We start from the raw sequence: 16,146 nt of genomic DNA, 5'->3' as shown, positions 1-16,146 counted from the left end.
CTGCTTTGCGTTCAACCAACAAAAAACCCGCAACCATTACGCTGCGGGTTCGGCTAATACAGGACAAACATCAGTCCCAGATCACATGCACCTCATGGGGACCACGCAACTGCGCTCCTACGATCTTCGGTGCCGGCTTGCTTGGATCGAGGCGGATGTTTGGCATCAGGTCAAGAATGGCATTCAGCGCGCAACTGATCTCAGTCTTGGCCACAAACTGGCCGATGCACATGTGCGGACCAAAGCCAAAACCAAACGAAGGACGAGTCTTGCGATCAATGTCGAAACGATCGGCGTTTTCGAAGGCGTCTTCGTCACGGTTGGCCGATGACACAATGCACTGAACCATGGCGCCTTTGGGGATCGCAACGCCACGAATCACCGTGTCTTCAGACGTCTGGCGCACTTTGAAGGTGGCCACGGGCTCATAACGCACCGCCTCGTCAATGGCCTTATTCACCAGGCTGCGGTCATTGCGCACCCGCTCCAGCGTTTCCGGATGCTCCAGCAACAATGTGATCAACGTGCCAAACGTACGGGTCGTGGTTTCGCTGGCAGCGGGCAGCAGCGAGCGCACAAAGGTCGCGATTTCGTGATCGTCCAGCGAGCGGCCCTGGTACTCGGCGCGAATCAGGCGGCTGATCAAATCATCGCCCTCCCCGCCATCCGCTCTACGTTGCGCAACCACTACTTTCACCACGTCATACAGCGCTTTGGCGGCGTGCATCGCCGCACCACGTGCCGCAGCAGCTTTCTCGGGGTCAACTTGAGGCCCCGCCAGAATCGCTAGCGCCCAGGCCGCGTATTGTTCAATCTCGTCAGGTTTGTCTTCAGGAAAACCGATCAGCGCGTAAATGACCCGGATCGGGAAATACAGCGCGAACTCCATCAGGTCCGCCGATTTCGCTGCAACCATGGGCTGCAGGTACTCTTCACGAATAACCCGATCGATCTTGGTTTCTTTCCAGCGATTAACCGTTTCCGGCATGAACACCGGCTGCAGCAGGTTGCGAATGTTCTTATGGGCGTCGCCGTCCATCGCGGTGAGGATCAGACCGTCAAAAAAAGCCCCCAGACCTTCAGCGATAAAGCCACTGGTGAAGCTTTTGGCGTCGCGCATCACCGCCATGACGTCGTCGTATTTGAACAGCGTGAAGGTCGGCCGATTAGGGTCCAGCCCGGCAATTGACGGGACCCCGAGCTTGGCCATGAAGTTACCCTCCAGGATCGGCGAGTTTTTGCGCATGTCCGCGTAAACAGCCTGTAGGTCTATGTCGCTGCCCCGGTAGTTGCTGGCGACATTGGCGAATTCTTTGTTCAGATTACTTTGGGCCGGTACGGACATGATCATCTCCTTTCTTATTGTTCAGTGGCGGCGCAAGCCTTTGAAAAAAAGGTGCCGCGAGACCCGATACTAGGCGCATACAATCGATAGTTGAACGATTATTTACGATATGCCTTGATACTGGTTTTTCCCATTCCAGGAGGATTAGCCGAATCCTCAATAGAGTTTTCAATCAAGCCGTTCGATGATGGTTGCCGTGCCCATGCCGCCTGCACAACAGATCGCCTGCAAACCGTAACGGGCGCCGCGTCGCTCCAGTTCGTTGAGCAAGGTGGTCATCAGCCGCGCTCCGCTGGCACCCAATGGATGACCCAAGGCAATGGCGCCGCCGTTCACATTCAGCCGGTCGTGGCTAACCCCGGTTTCATGCATCCAGGCCAGCGGCACCGAAGCAAAGGCTTCATTAACTTCAAACAAATCGATGTCATTGATACTCAGCCCGGCTTTCCTCAGCACTTTGGCAGTTGCCGTAATAGGCCCGGTGAGCATCAGCGTCGGGTCAGCCCCAACCGTGGTAAAGGCGACGATCCGAGCGCGAGGCTTTAATCCGTGCTGCCGTGCGGTATCGGCACTCATTACCAGAAGCGCCGCCGCGCCGTCGGAAATCTGCGATGAATTACCCGCCGTGATCTTTCCGGTGTCTGGACGAAAACTGGTCTTCAGCGTCGAGAGCTTTTCCCGGGACGTATCACGGCGAATGGTTTCATCTGACGTCAGCGGCGCCACCGGTTCGCTCAGGTCTTTTTCCCGCAGTTGTTCTACCGGGACTGCGATGATCTGGCTGTCAAAGTAACCGGCATCGCTGGCTTGAGCGGCCCGTTGATGACTGGCGAAGGCATAGTCATCCAGTGCGTCACGACTCAAGGACCAACGGTCAGCGATTCGTTCAGCGGCCTCGCCCTGACTGGTCAGTTCATAACGCTCGCTGGCCATCCACCCAAAGGCTTCGCCGTGCAGGTCGCGATTGCTGCCCATGGGCACGCGGCTCATGTTCTCAGCACCGCCGGCCACCACAATCTCCGCCATGTCTGCGGCGATGGAGCCGGCCGCCATGTGCACCGCGACCTCCCCCGAGCCACATTTGCGGTCGATGGTCAGGCCCGGAATCGTCACCGGCCAGCCCGCGCCCAGCAGCGCCGTGCGGGCGATGTTCGCCGATTGTTCGCCGATTTGGGTTACGTTGCCGAAAATCACATCGTCCACCAACGCCGGGGACAGGTCGTTGCGCTCCATGAGTGCGCTGATCACCAGCGACCCCAAGTGATCGGCACGCACCCCGGCCAGTCGACCGCGAAAGCGGCCCACCGGGGTGCGGACTGCATCGACAATCACGATGTCTTTCATAGCGTGCTCGCTTTCAGGCCACTGCCTGGCACGGCTTTGTTGTCTTCATAGCGATAGACGCCGTGTCCGGTTTTACGACCCAGGCGCCCCGCCGCCACCATCTTGATAATCAGCGGGCACGGGCGAAACTTCTCGCCCAGGGTCTGATGCAGATAACGCAGCACCGCAAGACGCGTGTCCCAGCCCGTCAGGTCGCCCAGTTCCAGGGGTCCCATTGGGTGGTTGAAACCCAGGCGCAGCGCAGTGTCGATGTCTTCGGCAGTAGCAATGCCCTCTTGCAGCATGTACATCGCTTCGTTACCGAGCATTGCTGACATGCGGCTGGTGGTCAGCCCCGGCGACTCGTTAACCACAATCGATGTTTTGCCCATGGCCTCGCACAATGCGCGGGTTCGCGCCACGGTGTCATCGCTGGTGGCCAGCCCGCGCACCAGTTCTACCAGCTTCATTTTGTGCACGGGATTGAAGAAGTGCATACCGATGACCCGGTCGGCACTGCCGATGGAGGCTGCAATTTCAGTGACGCTCAGGGCCGAGGTGTTGGTCGCGATAATGGCATTTTCGGCCAACAGCGGCGCCGCCAGGGTGACGATGGCCTTTTTTACCGCCAACTGCTCAGAGACGGTTTCCACCAGCCAGTTGGCGCCAATCGCTGCCTCATTCAAGTCACCACAGGTCACCAGGTTGGCGAACGATGCTTGCGCCTGTTCTGCGCTGACTTTGCCGAGTTTGACGCCGTCGTTGAGGATTTTTTCGATATTGCCTTTGGCTTTCGAAAGCGACTCCGCGTTGGTATCCACCAGCAAGGTCTGAAACCCTGAGCTGGCGAAACCGTGGGCGATCCCGGTGCCCATCAACCCGGCACCGACCACAATGATCTTGTCTGGCTTGTGGGAATTCATGTTAGTACTCATGGGGAGACCTTCGAATAAGCAGCCGTTTTTTCGCTCACGACGTTGCGCAAGGTACCGATGCCGTCGATGCTTGCTTCGACCACATCGCCCGGTTTCAGAAACAGTCCGGTGCCCATGCCGACACCGGCGGGAGAGCCGGTGAACAGCACATCGCCGCAAGCAAAGCTTGAGCGTTGTTGCACGAATGCAATCAGTTGGCCGACGTCCCAGGTCATGTCGGCTGTCGTGCCGTCCTGCCGGGTTTCGCCGTTGACTTTAAGCACCAGGCGCAGCTTCGGAGAACCTGGCCCAAATTCATCCTTGGTCACCACCCACGGGCCCAGACCGGTAGTGCGGTCCTGGCTTTTCGCCGCGAACAGGTCCATGCCGATCCCGACCGGCCCACTGCGCTGCAAATCACGAGCACTGACGTCGTTGCCAACGGTGTAGCCGAGCACGCAACCCAACGGATCGTCGAGGTCGATTTCATCGCTGCCAATCACGGCGACCAATTCCACTTCATGGTCCAGTTCGTTGGTCAGTGGCGGAAAACGAATCGGATCATTAGCACCGATTAGCGCGCCGTAGGCTTTGAGAAATGCTACTGGCTGCGACGGCGGTGCAAGACCGAATTCAACCAGATGCTTGGCATAATTTGCCCCGGCCACCACCACCCGATTAACCGGTTCGATGGGCGGCAACAGTTGCACCTTTGACAATGGCAATGGCGGGCCGGCAAAGCGCAGGGCGCTGATACCAGCGCCCCGGGCGACTTTCGGCGCCCAGGAACTGAATTCGCCAGAGATGGGCGTGACCATGTCTTGCTGGACGTCGACTACCCCCCAGAACACGCCGGTGCCGAAATATGAGCAGCGCGCCAGTTTCATCAGACCGCTACCTTGGACGGCGTCACCTGACCAATTTTCGCTGGATCCAGGTGCAACAGCTTGCAGGCGTTCTGCCAGCGGATTTTCTGTAGATCAGCGTCCGAAATCCTGAGCCCGTCGGTCAAGTCGTGACGCACTGCATCGCTGCCACCAAAGTTGCTGCCGTAGAGCATTTGGTCCGCACCGACCACCTCAATCAACGCCTGACGCATCGGTAACTCATGCAATTCGACGTCGAAGTAGAAGTTTTTCATGTAGTCGAGCACTGGACGCTTGTTGTGTACCACGTCGAGGTTTTTGTTGGTTTGCGCCAGACGACCCAGTTGATAAGGCACGTAGCCGCCGCCGTGGGTGATGTAGACCTTGAGGTTCGGGAAACGGTCTAGCACGCCACCGCAAATCAAGTTCCAGAAGCAGCGGGTTTCGTCGTACTGCATACCGACAATGGCCGTGGTTTCGTAGCGGTCTTCGTTGGCGCGGTCGCCCCAGGTCACAGACTGGTTGTAGCCATGGATGAACATCGGCAGGTCGAGGTCGCACAGCACCTTCCACACCGGGTCCAGTTCAGGCGAATCGAACTCCAGACCACCAAAGTTGGCACCACCTGCGGACAGTCCTTTAGCGCCCAGTTGGGTGCAGGCACGGTGCAATTCGATGGCTGCTTCTTTTGGCGAATTCAGCGGTGCGTGGGCCCAGAACATCAATCGATCAGGGGCGGCAGAGCAATATTCGGCGAAGGTGTCGTTAACGGTGCGAGCGTACGGCACAGCGTATTCGGCTTCGGTCCAGTACATGTAGCAGTGGGACGGTACCGAGACTATTTGCAGGTTTTGACCGGCAGCATCCATTCCCGCCAGCCGCACTTTAGGGTCGGCCCAGCGCGCCATGTATTCCTCGAGCTTCAAACCGTTCCCGGCGCGTACAGCTGCCTTACGTTCCGGCGAGCCCAGGGTTAGAACCCATTTGCCAACCCGCAGGCGGATGTCGCCATCGTCACAGGCTTCGAAAAAAGGACCCCAGTGCGGGTGTTGGTTGTAGTAGCCAGGAAGCGGTGCATGAGCGTGCAGGTCAATAAGCATAATCAGGGACCTCGAGATAAGAACTTGACGTTTCTTGTGATTGTTCTGGGTGACTGCGAGACCTGAGCATAAAATTAATTTGAGCATAAATCAAAATACTGTTCAGTTTATTTTCATCTTGCGGGCTAAAAGCCCTTTCCAGAGCGTTGCGAGGGCCATCGACGTTTCGCCAAAGAACGTCAAACGGCTCATAAAACGGGGATATTGTGAAAATCCAGACGAAAAAAAACCGCCATCCCTTAGCGGAAATGGCGGTTTGTCTGCGCAGAGGTAGCGTCTAAATCAACCGGTTCAGCGTCGAGTACGGGAGGTAGACCCCATCGTCAGCGCTGCCAGCAATTTTTTCAACCGCACTGGCAATAACCGTCGGCTGGCACTTTCTGGCACGAGTATTTCACTGAGTACGTAACGGATGACCATCTCGCAGATCAACTCCCGGTCCAGACGCACGCCAAGGCGGTTATCCCACTCGTCAAACACGATATCCAGGACATCCTGGAAACGCACAATGGAGTCATGGAAAATTCGCCGGAAGAAACCCAGCGCGTAGTCCGGGGCCACCACCAGCAAGCGCCGGGCGCGACTTTTCTCAAGGTAGTTGTCGATGTACGCAAACAACGCATTGAGTCGTGCCTCAGGCTCGTCAATCCCGCCCAACGCCGCCGTTAGCGAGGTGTGGAAGCTGTCGCGTTGATGCCTGGAGAAGGTATCAAGCAAGTCTTCCTGGGAAGAAAAGTAGCGATAGAAGGTGCCCCGAGAAATGCTTGCCACCTTGCACACGTCCAAAATCGAGATGCGGTCTGCACCCGACTGCAACACCACTTCACCAGTGGCGGCGAGGATGTTGGCGATCGTTTCTTCTGAACGTCGATTAGGCTTGACCTTGGGGGCCGGCCCAGCGCTGTCAGCAGCGGTTTTACGGGCGACCTTAGGTTTTTTTTCAGCCACGCTGGCTTTCTTTTTAGCTGTCAAACCAGCGTCAGGAGCGGCAGCTTCGGCCACCTGATTTGCGCGTTTCGGCATGAATGTAAAGACCCGTGGATAATTCAAGTAGGCACGTTAGCATAGGAAATAAGCATGAACTGAGGTTTTTGTTCAACTTATGCCTAAAGACTTTTAGTAAATTCCTATTTAGAATGCCATTCTATATCCAAAATAAAATCGGGCACCCTACTGCTGGGATGACCCCAAAATAGGAGTATAGCTATGAGCGGCATTGGAAATCCGGAGACGTGGGCGGTCGGTGAAAGAGACACGGTTATCTCGGCATTGGACCGAGCAGTAGCAAGGCTTCCAGATAAGGTTCTGCTGGATTTCAGCGGAGAGTTGTACACATACCTTGAAATTGATCGTCTTTCTACGCGGATGGCCAATGCGCTAACCGCTCAAGGCATTCAAGCCGGCGATACCGTATTGACCATGCTCGACAACAACGTTGACGCGGTGGTCACCTGGTTAGCAATCAACAAGCTGTGTGCGGTCAGCGTGCCCATCAATACCGCGCTGAAGGGTGAATTCCTGCGTCATCAGGTTGCCGACACCGGCACTCAACTGGTGATCTGCGAGGCTGACTATCTGCCTCGTATGGCGGCCATCGCCGAACAGCTGACCGACGTGAAGCGCATTCTGTTCAGGTTGTCGGCCGGTAAAGAGCTCGGCGAGCCGCCTGCCTGCGCTATCGCCATCGAGCCTCTGGATGACTATCGCGGCAGTGACGACACGCCACTGTTGGTCAAACCACAGCCGGCCGACCTTGCTTGCCTGATCTACACATCAGGGACCACAGGCCCGTCCAAGGGCTGCATGATCAGCTACAACTTCATGTGCAACCTGGCCCGCCTGCAGTTGCGCGCGGGACCTGCCAGTGAAGATGACGTGACCATCACCCCACTGCCACTGTTCCATATGAATGCCCTGTGCGTAAGCATCATCGCCAGCATTCTGGTGGGCGCTCGCGCCGCGATACTTCCGCGCTTCTCGGTCTCCAACTTTTGGCAAGAGGTCGAGCGTTCCGGTGCAACCATCGCCTCGATTCTTGGGGGCATGGGCGGCCTGCTGGCACAAGCGCCGGACAACGAGGCCATGCTGCGCTGCAAGGGTCAGATCCACACCGCACGCGGCAACCCGTACACGGAAGAAACCAAGAAAACCTGGCGTGAACGATTCGGCACCAAACTGGTGGGTGGCAACGGCTACGGCCTCACCGAAGCCTGCGTCATTACCTCGCTGGCGGCGGGTGAATACGCCGCCCCGGGATCATCAGGCAAACGTATCGCTGACTTTGATGTGCGGATATTCGACGAACTGGATCAGGAAGTACCTGTGAATACCCCAGGGGAAATCGTGGTTCGGCCACTGTGTCCGGACATCATGTTTCAAGGCTACTGGCGGCGCCCTGAAGACACCCACAAGCTGATGCGCAATATGTGGTTTCACACGGGTGACGTTGGCAAGTTCGACGACGACGGTTTCTTCTATTTCGTGGACCGGAAAAAGGATTATTTGCGCAGGCGTGGCGAGAACATTTCCAGCTTTGAAATGGAAGCTGCGTTCGCCATTCATCCGGCATTGTCCGAAGTGGCGGTGCATGCTGTGCCCTCGGACAAGGGTGAGGATGACGTTAAAGTGACTGCGGTGCTGCACGAAGGCGTGCAGTTGAGTCAGGAGGATCTGTTTCGCTGGGCCGCAGACGCGGTGCCGTATTACGCACTGCCGCGCTACATCGAGTTCCGCACCAGCCTGCCGAAAAACCCCCAGGGCCGGGTGCTCAAATACTTGCTGCGGGATGAAGGCAAGACAGCAACTACCTGGGATCTGGACGATACCGATATCAAGGTTGCCAAGCGCTAAAGGCCAGCGCGGTGTGTCATCCACACCGCGCATCTGCAACAGAGCGTGCTCTATAGGAGGTTCCGCCACGTCTCCGACGCCGCGCTGTCGCGCAGCGAACACAAAACCCGTAGGATTATTTTTAAGTCAATACGTTATGTGTTGTTTGAAAAGAGCCGACTTGTTGGCGAAGGGGCCAATGCGGTTTGCCTGGCAGATCGCCTCGCCAACAAGTTGGCTCCTAAAGGGCTCAGTACCTTGCCGAAATCTCAGTGGAACCGAATTCATTTGGGAAGGCGGTGTGTCAGGCACACCGCTCTATTTCTATGCCTCAGTATTCCCGAGCTGGAATATGCTTGGGCCGTGAGTTGTAGCCAGGCAAATGTAAGCCACCATCGACATGCAGCGTCTCGCCGGTCATGAAGCGCGACATTTCCGATGCCAGAAACACCACCACTGGGCCGATATCTGCCTCCGGCTCGCCACAACGACCCAATGGGCGCATTGACGCCGACATTTCCGCAAACCCCGGATTTTCTTCCGCCAATTTAAAAAAAGTCGCGCCCATGGCTGTTGGCGCGATGGCGTTCACCCGAATGTTGAAGCGTCCCCATTCCGCCGCGGCACTGCGGGTCAGCCCGACGATGGCTGCTTTTGCGGTGTTGTAGTCACCATGCAGCCAAGCGCCGATCTCGGTGTCGATGGAATAGAAATTGATGATCTTGCCGCCGCCACGCTTCTGCATGTGCGGCAACGCGGCTTTCATCGACCACCAGGCCGCCCAGACGGTTGAGTTAAGCGTCTGCTCCAGCATGGCGTCGGTTTTTTCCTCAAGCAGCACATTGGGCGTCGGCGCAAAGGCATTATTGACCAGAATATCCAGCCCGCCAAAGTGGTCGACCGCCGCCGCGATGGCCGCTTCTATATCAGCTTTGTTACTGACGTCGGTCTTGATGAAGACCGCTTGTGCACCCAGCGCCTTTAATTCTTCAGCGACCGCCGCGCCGCTGACTTCGTCCAGTTCGGCGACCACCACGGCGGCACCCTCTTTGGCGAAGCTCAGGGCCACGCCACGACCAATTCCACCACCGGCACCGGTGATCAACGCCACTTGTTCTCGCAGCAGGCCCATTAGCCGCTCCTTTTATTGTTGTTGTTCAAGGTGGGTGTTTCAGTACTGCTTTTTTTAGTGATTAGGTAATGAACATAATCCGTTTTAGTGTTCAACTATACCTCATAAAAATCTATCCGGCCTGACCTAAAAAGGATAATTTCTGATGAGTACTTTTCGTCGCCGAGTGGTGATTGTATCGACCGTCCAGGGGGATCAGGGTCACGTTCGTGCGGCCTTGGAAGACGACTTCCATCACTTTCGTGTGCACCTGCGTCACGACCATCAGACCTTGCTTGACATCACTGGCGAAGCGCTGCGCTTCCCCTATTCGGCCTGCTCCCAAGCCACCGAACCATTGCGGGAGCTGATCGGCATGCGCTTGTCACCTATTGCCCATTCGGTCACCCGTCAAACTGACGCCCAACACCAATGCACGCACCTATTGGACCTGGCGGGACTGGCCCTTGCGGCGACCTTGCGCCCGGTACAGGTTCGTCGGTATGACATTCAGGTGCCGCTGCGGGTCAATGATCGCACACAGCCGAGTTTGCAACTCAACGGCGAGCCGTTCTTGTCATGGGTAACCCAAGGGATGCAGATCGAGGGGCCCGATCCATTCACCGGTATCAACCTGCGCGAGGGCATGGCGCGCTGGGCCTTGGGAACGCTGGGCGCGGACGAAGCTGAAGCGGCGCTGTTACTGCGCCGCTGCACGATGATTTCCATGGGCCGGGTGTACAACCTTGACGCTCAGGTGCACGCCTCTAGCACCGACCGCTGCTACAGCCAGCAAAGCAGCCGCGCCCTTGATGCACTACGAATCAAGGGCTCGACCTGGAGTTTTAATGAATCGGGTGAGGCGTTGTGTGCAGACGATCAGGGATGGCTGAACCAGACATTCACAGCCCCCCTGTAAGAGCCGACCTGTTGGCGAGGCGGTGTATTCGACGCACCAAAACCTCGCCAACAAGTTGGCTCCTACAGAAGGTGTGTAAGCCCGTTAGAGAAACACCGCCAAATTCGGCGTGCCCAGCACCGCTTGGTCAAGAATAACCTCTCGCCGCGCCAGTTTGATTCCGTCATTACCAAATCGAAGCAAGTCGCGCCGCTCGCCGCTGATGATGTCGACGTGATGCTCCTTGAAGCGGCTGCGGGTCAGCAACAGGTAGCTGGTGACGATAAACTCGTCGGCCTTTACCGTTTCTTCGACAAACACGTTGGTTACCAGACGCCGGGTGCGCGACGGTGGATCTTCGGCCCAGGCGCTTTTGCCGGACAGGCGCAAGATTCGTCCCAGAATCGAGCGGTAGTCATCGTGGTAATGCTGAACCGTGCGCACGATGGTGGTCGACAACTCAGCCGCCGTCCGCGTCTGGCGCAGGGGCACGGTATAAATCAGATCGGTTGCCAGGCGTGCGGCCCACTCCTGCAGGCGGATCTGGTCCAGCAACGTGGCCTCCTCATACAGAAAGGTCACGACGTCGTTGTAGACCGGTGAACCCACCGGCACGCGCTTGATACCCAGCGGCGAGCCAGGCTGCACGTGCTCGGCCGTACGCTGTTGAACGTCCACCGGCCGGGTCTCAGCCAATTGAGCTTCAGACATGAAAATATTCCCGAGTTTTATTGTTGTGTGGAGTCTCGTGGCAGACGCGCTTCATTACCGAACGTCGTCATCGACTGGCGCGGTCATCAATTCGTGCCAATACAGCCACCAATGCCACTGGGTATCGTCCTTGGTGAAGCCTTCGTTGACGATGCCCGGACCTGGCCAGCCTTCTGGCGCCCCGGTTTCAAACACGGCCTGATACTTGAGCGTGCTCTTGCGGCCCATCGCACCTTTTGCGGCTTGGGTCATGTGCGGCCACGTATCGGAATCGTCCTGCTCGACCATGCCAGAGGTGCCAAACAGCTGAATCGTCTGTTTGAGCATCTTTTCGCGCAACTCTGGTGATGCGTCCTTCTCCGCGAACACCCAGTTGACGAACTCCAGCTTGTCCGGGCCTTGCGGTACGTAGGCGTGCAAGGTCATCGAACCGACGACGGTGCCGTCCGGCTGCGGAATGTATACAAAGCCAAACAAAATATTGGGGAACATCCCGCCTACTTGCGGCGGCATGGTGGTCAGGACTTTGAGTTGATCTTCGGTCAGGTTGCGTGCCAGTTGCTCGACCATCTCCCCGGTCATGCCGGCTGGCGGCAGCGCTTCAAGCTTCTGCTGTACGCTCAGGGTTTCAGGATCAAGACCGGTCAGGCGCTTGATCTTGCGCGCCAGGTCGATGCAGCGCAGGGCGTGACCGTGGGGCGAGCTGATTTCTACGCCGTACATCTCCGGGCTCAGGTCAGCGCTTTGGCCGTTTTCATCTTTTTTCGCGTAGTTGCCGACCTCACCCAGCCAACGGTGCAGGGTCAGGGTATGGAAGCCATCGGCAGCGGACTGCTCGCCAGCGGTTTTCCAGTTGGCATTGACGATGAAACGCTGGGGCGGGCCAAGCACTTCCATGCCTTTGTCGGACCGACAGAACAGCATGTCGTAATACCACTTGGCGTCACCGAGGAATTCGTCGAACGAAGGTCCGTCGATGTTCCAGGTAGCAAAGACCAGGCCACCGTACAGCGTGACGCGCGCCTGGCGCAGGCCCAGTTTTTCCTTGGGCAGCATTTTGCCGTGCATGCATTCACGTTCCACCGGCGAGCCGATGAAATCGCCGTTTGGCCGGAACGCCCAGCCGTGGTAGATGCATTTATGAATTTGCGTATTGCCGCAATCGGCGGTGCTGATGCGCATCCCGCGGTGCGGGCAAACGTTCAGCGAGACGAATACTTCACCGGCCTTGTCACGGGTTACGATGACCGAGTCGGAACCCAAGTCACGGACCATGAAGTCGCCAGAGTTGGGAATTTCCGACTCATGGCCCAAAAGGACCCAAATCTTGCCGAAAATTTTCTCCATCTCAATCTCATAAATCTCCCGGTCCGACAGCACGCGCATCTGCACTTCGCGGGACGAGGGGTAAATGAGGTCCGATACTTTGGTTCCGTCAGACAATATGGGGCTTGTTCTTGTTAGCATGATTGCCTCCTGCTCAGGGTGTCACGGCGAGTTAAGCCGGTTGAATATAAGACACTTTTATAAATAATGTACATGCCTGTCGTTTTACTCAAGGTAAACGACCGTTCCGATCAGCGCAGCGCGGAACCGGCCTGGGTGCGCAGGATGCCGATGCCATCGACCTCCAACTCCACCACGTCACCCGGTTTCAAATAGCGCAACTGCTCCAGCCCACAGCCGTTGCCGACTGTACCGGAGCCCAAAAACTCACCGGGGTACAGGGTTTCCGAGCGTGAAATGTGGGCGATCACGTCTTCAAACTGCCAGCGCATGTCGCGGGTATTGCCACGCCCCCACTCTTCGCCATTAACCCGCGCCACCATGTTCAGGTCATAGGGATCGCCCAACTCATCAGCGGTCACCAGACACGGGCCCATGATGTTGGCGGTGTCGAAATCCTTGCTCTTGGCAGGGCCGAGCATACCGGGCATCTCCAGAGCCTGTGCGTCTCGGGCGCTCATGTCATTGAAGATGGTGTAACCCACGATGTGCTGACGGGCGTTCTCGCGGGAAATGTCCTTGCCCCGCGTGCCGATGTAGCAGCCGAACTCCAATTCGAAATCAAGCGCCCTGCTAAAGCTAGGCCACTGAAATTCATCGTCGATGCCAATCACGGCAAAACGGTTGCATTTGTAGTAGATGGGCTGGCGATTGAACGTCTCGATCACTCGGTCGTCGGCACGGGTGTTCATGGCCTTCAACGTGGCTTCCGGGTCTTCGGTGCGCAAGGCTCGGGAACGCCGAGCGGCGGCAAATGCCTGGCGCAAGTGCAGTTCGAAGCAGGAGCAATCGCGCATTTGCGGTGGTGGCTGAATCGGCGCGCGCAATTTGACGCTGGCACGCTCGTAAACCGCCACAGCCGGTGCCTTGCCGAGCAGCGAACGGGCCAGCTCGAGTGCTGCCTCACCGCCTTCTACCAGTTTCAGCACGCTGCTCAGTTCACCTGACTCGCGCCCCTGCACCTGCTGATACGCCGCTTGCAAGTCAATCACCGATTGGTCTTTGTCAAACAGCGCACCGGCACGCTCGACGCCGTCACCACGGGTAAAGGTTACCAGTCTCATACCCGGCCACTCACTGGCAGGCAGGCGCCGGTTACCGCGTCGGCGGCGTCGGACAGCAGGAACGCAATGACGGCGGTCAGTTGCGCCGGGCTGACCCAGCGGCTGAAGTCGGCGTCAGGCATGTCGTTGCGATTGTTCGGGGTGTCAATGATGCTCGGCAGTACCGCGTTGACCGTAATCTGGCGATCTTTGAGTTCCTCGGCCAGGGCTTCGGTAAGCCGGGAAACCCCAGCTTTCGAGGCCGCATAGGCGCCCATCCCCATGCCGGCCTTGAGGCTGGCTTGTGCACCAATATTGACGATCCGCCCACCGGTCTCACTCAGGTGCGGCAATACCGCTTGGGACGCGACCACCGCCGTGCGCAGGTTCATTTGATACAGCCGGTCCCAGGTCGCGACGCTGCCCTCTTCCAGGGTTTCCCAGGCAAAACCGCCAGCAACGTTAACCAGGCCGTCTATACGGCCAAAATGTTCGGCAACCTGTTTGAGAGCGGATTGCGCTGACGCCTCGGAGCTTAGATCAACACCGCCCAGTGACAGCGCATTCGTGCTGTCTGACGCAGTGCTGGCGGGCCGTTCGGCCCGATCCAGCAACGCGATGCGAGCACCACGTTCAAGTAATTGTTGGCCTAGGGTGCTGCCTAGCACACCGAAACCACCGGTTACGACAATGACCTTGTCGTGTAAAGACGTGCCATGAAGCGCCTCGTCCGGAACAGAACTGGACATCGCAAAAATCCTCTTATTGTTGTGGGTGCCACCCGTTGGGTGAGCGAGGTCTTGGATTAATATATGACACTTTTTAAAAATATGTACAAATGATACTGTGCCTTCGTTGTCCTGAATCAACAAAAACCCAAAGACACCGGACGCCTATGCCCAGAAAATTACCCGCCCTCAATGCCGACAACCGTGCCTTTTGGCAAGGTGGCGAGCAGGGAAAATTGCTGATTCATCACTGCGATGCCTGTGGGCGCTTCTTTCACCCGCCTTCGCCGATGTGCCCACAGTGCGCAAGCTTCAACGTAGCGCCGCGCCCAGTGACCGGCAAAGGCTCGGTGGCGAGCTTCACCGTGAACCATCAGCCTTGGACGCCTGAACTGGAAGCCCCTTACGTGGTGGCCATCGTTGAACTGCTGGAGCAACCCGGTTTGCGTTTTCTGAGCAATATCGTGAACTGCGACCCTGCAACGGTGCAGATCGGCATGCGGGTCAAGGTACGCTTTGAGCAGGTCGAAGACGTGTGGTTGCCGCTGTTCGAGAAGGATCAATGATGTTCGATCATCGTTATGAGAAACAGGTTGCTATAACCGGCGTCGGCCAATCGGAAGTCGGTCGGCCGTCTAATAAATCGGCCATGCGCTTGACCCTGGATGCGTGCCTTGAAGCCATCGCCGACGCTGGGCTTGAGCGCAAGGACATTGATGGCGTGGCGTGCTGGCCGGGTGATAACAACAATGGCGACCCGTTTTCGCCAGTCGGCCCCACTGCGCTCAAAACGGCACTGGGCTTAAACGTCAACTGGTTCGGCGCGGGCTATGAAGGTCCGGGGCCGCTGGCGGGAATGATCAACGGCGCGATGGCGATTGCCGCTGGTTTATGCAACCACGTACTGGTGTTCCGTACCATCACCGAAGCCTCGGCGCGGGTTCATAACAAACAAGTGGGCGCCCTGACCAGCAAGACTCAAGGCCGCGATAGCAGCTACGCCTGGCAGTGGTTTACCCCGTTCAACGTGCTCTCCGGGATCAACCTGATGGCGTTGTACGCGCAACGGCATTTCCATGAGTACGGGACCCAACCCGAGCAACTGGCGCAAATTGCCCTGACCTGCCGACGTAACGCCCAGCGGAACCCCAAGGCGATTTATCGCACGCCGATGTCGATGGACGACTACATGGCCTCCCGGATGATCTCCACGCCACTGCGCATGTTTGACTGCGATGTGCATTGTGATGCGTCCACCGCGATCATCCTGTCGCGCAAGGATGCCGCAAAGGACACCCGACACCCACCAATTCGCATCGAAGCCATGGGCGCTGCGCTGAGCCAACCGTGGTCCTGGGACCAGATTTCGCTGACGCAAATGGCAGCGTTCGATGTCGGCCGGATGATGTGGTCGCGCACCGACTACACGCCTGCGGACGTCGGCTCGGCGCAGCTTTACGACGGCTTTTCAATTCTGACCATGATCTGGATGGAAGCCCTAGGCCTGTGTCCGGTGGGCGCAAGCGGCGCATTCGTCGAGGGTGGCCAGCGAATCGCACTGGACGGCCAACTGCCGATCAACACCAATGGCGGGCAACTGTCTGGCGGGCGCACTCATGGCCTCGGCTATGTACACGAAGCCTGCTTGCAGCTCTGGGGCCGAGCCGAAGGCCGACAAACCCGAGCTCATAACGTGAGTGCGGTTGCTGCGGGCGGTGGCCCGCTGGGTGGCAGCCTGTTGCTGGTCAAAGAATAAATGCGGCTGGGCGAAG

15 protein-coding genes are annotated in these 16,146 nt (G+C 57.6%); 4 read left to right on the top strand and 11 right to left on the bottom strand.

Going from position 1 to position 16,146, the window contains the following annotated elements:
- Window positions 1-70 precede the first annotated feature (70 nt).
- The 6 genes from JWR17_RS18005 to JWR17_RS17980 form a co-directional block, all read right to left on the bottom strand.
- Window positions 71-1,345 (bottom strand): cytochrome P450, encoded by a 1,275-nt coding sequence (locus tag JWR17_RS18005; protein ID WP_299833315.1) that lies wholly within the window; start codon window positions 1,343-1,345, stop codon window positions 71-73.
- Window positions 1,346-1,513: 168 nt separating this feature from the next.
- Entirely contained in the window at window positions 1,514-2,689 is a 1,176-nt protein-coding gene (locus tag JWR17_RS18000) for a thiolase family protein (RefSeq protein WP_299833314.1), read from the bottom strand.
- Window positions 2,686-3,591 carry a 3-hydroxyacyl-CoA dehydrogenase gene (locus JWR17_RS17995; RefSeq protein WP_299833313.1) on the bottom strand — a complete coding sequence of 302 codons (906 nt, stop codon included), beginning with the start codon at window positions 3,589-3,591 and terminating at the stop codon, window positions 2,686-2,688. Before JWR17_RS17995 ends, JWR17_RS18000 begins: the two co-directional genes overlap by 4 nt.
- Before the next feature lie 8 nt (window positions 3,592-3,599).
- Window positions 3,600-4,469 (bottom strand): fumarylacetoacetate hydrolase family protein, encoded by an 870-nt coding sequence (locus JWR17_RS17990; protein WP_299833312.1) that lies wholly within the window; start codon window positions 4,467-4,469, stop codon window positions 3,600-3,602.
- Complete coding sequence (locus JWR17_RS17985) at window positions 4,469-5,548, bottom strand: amidohydrolase family protein (RefSeq protein WP_299833311.1); 1,080 nt, start codon at window positions 5,546-5,548, stop codon at window positions 4,469-4,471. The genes JWR17_RS17990 and JWR17_RS17985 overlap by 1 nt, the downstream gene beginning before the upstream one ends.
- Window positions 5,549-5,839: 291 nt before the next feature.
- Window positions 5,840-6,571: a TetR/AcrR family transcriptional regulator gene (locus JWR17_RS17980; RefSeq protein ID WP_299833310.1), complete on the bottom strand. Its 732-nt coding sequence runs from the start codon at window positions 6,569-6,571 to the stop codon at window positions 5,840-5,842.
- A gap of 183 nt (window positions 6,572-6,754) precedes the next feature.
- On the opposite strand from JWR17_RS17980, the gene JWR17_RS17975 reads away from it, so the two are divergent.
- Entirely contained in the window at window positions 6,755-8,398 is a 1,644-nt protein-coding gene (locus JWR17_RS17975; RefSeq protein ID WP_299833309.1) for an ATP-dependent acyl-CoA ligase, read from the top strand.
- A 310-nt stretch (window positions 8,399-8,708) separates the two neighbouring features.
- Here JWR17_RS17975 and JWR17_RS17970 read toward each other — a convergent pair whose 3' ends face one another.
- A complete protein-coding gene (locus JWR17_RS17970; protein ID WP_299833308.1) occupies window positions 8,709-9,509 on the bottom strand; it encodes an SDR family NAD(P)-dependent oxidoreductase in 801 nt (266 codons plus the stop codon).
- Between the two features lie 145 nt (window positions 9,510-9,654).
- Here JWR17_RS17970 and JWR17_RS17965 point away from each other — a divergent pair, with 145 nt between their 5' ends.
- A complete protein-coding gene (locus JWR17_RS17965) occupies window positions 9,655-10,407 on the top strand; it encodes a DUF2889 domain-containing protein (RefSeq protein WP_299833306.1) in 753 nt (250 codons plus the stop codon).
- An 84-nt stretch (window positions 10,408-10,491) separates the two neighbouring features.
- On the opposite strand, the gene JWR17_RS17960 is transcribed toward JWR17_RS17965, so the two are convergent.
- The 4 genes from JWR17_RS17960 to JWR17_RS17945 all read right to left on the bottom strand — a co-directional run bounded on the left by JWR17_RS17960 (window position 10,492) and on the right by JWR17_RS17945 (window position 14,395).
- The gene (locus JWR17_RS17960; RefSeq protein WP_299833305.1) at window positions 10,492-11,097 is read right to left on the bottom strand and encodes an aromatic-ring-hydroxylating dioxygenase subunit beta; all 606 of its coding nucleotides are present in this window, start codon (window positions 11,095-11,097) and stop codon (window positions 10,492-10,494) included.
- 54 nt (window positions 11,098-11,151) lie between these two features.
- Entirely contained in the window at window positions 11,152-12,564 is a 1,413-nt protein-coding gene (locus JWR17_RS17955) for a Rieske 2Fe-2S domain-containing protein (RefSeq protein WP_299833304.1), read from the bottom strand.
- A 110-nt stretch (window positions 12,565-12,674) separates the two neighbouring features.
- Window positions 12,675-13,667, bottom strand: coding sequence for a fumarylacetoacetate hydrolase family protein (locus JWR17_RS17950; RefSeq protein WP_299833303.1), 993 nt, complete (start codon window positions 13,665-13,667; stop codon window positions 12,675-12,677).
- The gene (locus tag JWR17_RS17945; RefSeq protein ID WP_299833302.1) at window positions 13,664-14,395 is read right to left on the bottom strand and encodes an SDR family NAD(P)-dependent oxidoreductase; all 732 of its coding nucleotides are present in this window, start codon (window positions 14,393-14,395) and stop codon (window positions 13,664-13,666) included. The genes JWR17_RS17950 and JWR17_RS17945 overlap by 4 nt, the downstream gene beginning before the upstream one ends.
- Before the next feature lie 146 nt (window positions 14,396-14,541).
- Between JWR17_RS17945 and JWR17_RS17940 the strand changes: the two genes are divergently transcribed.
- Both JWR17_RS17940 and JWR17_RS17935 read left to right on the top strand, forming a co-directional pair.
- Window positions 14,542-14,940 carry a Zn-ribbon domain-containing OB-fold protein gene (locus JWR17_RS17940; protein WP_299833301.1) on the top strand — a complete coding sequence of 133 codons (399 nt, stop codon included), beginning with the start codon at window positions 14,542-14,544 and terminating at the stop codon, window positions 14,938-14,940.
- Window positions 14,940-16,130, top strand: coding sequence for a thiolase family protein (locus JWR17_RS17935; RefSeq protein WP_299833300.1), 1,191 nt, complete (start codon window positions 14,940-14,942; stop codon window positions 16,128-16,130). The genes JWR17_RS17940 and JWR17_RS17935 overlap by 1 nt, the downstream gene beginning before the upstream one ends.
- Window positions 16,131-16,146: the final 16 nt, after the last annotated feature.

The sequence above is a fragment of the Pseudomonas sp. genome (assembly GCF_028293835.1).
Lineage (GTDB): Bacteria > Pseudomonadota > Gammaproteobacteria > Pseudomonadales > Pseudomonadaceae > Aquipseudomonas.
The sequence above is the reverse complement of the archived record's forward strand: the minus strand, read 5'-3'. Positions and strand labels throughout refer to the sequence as shown.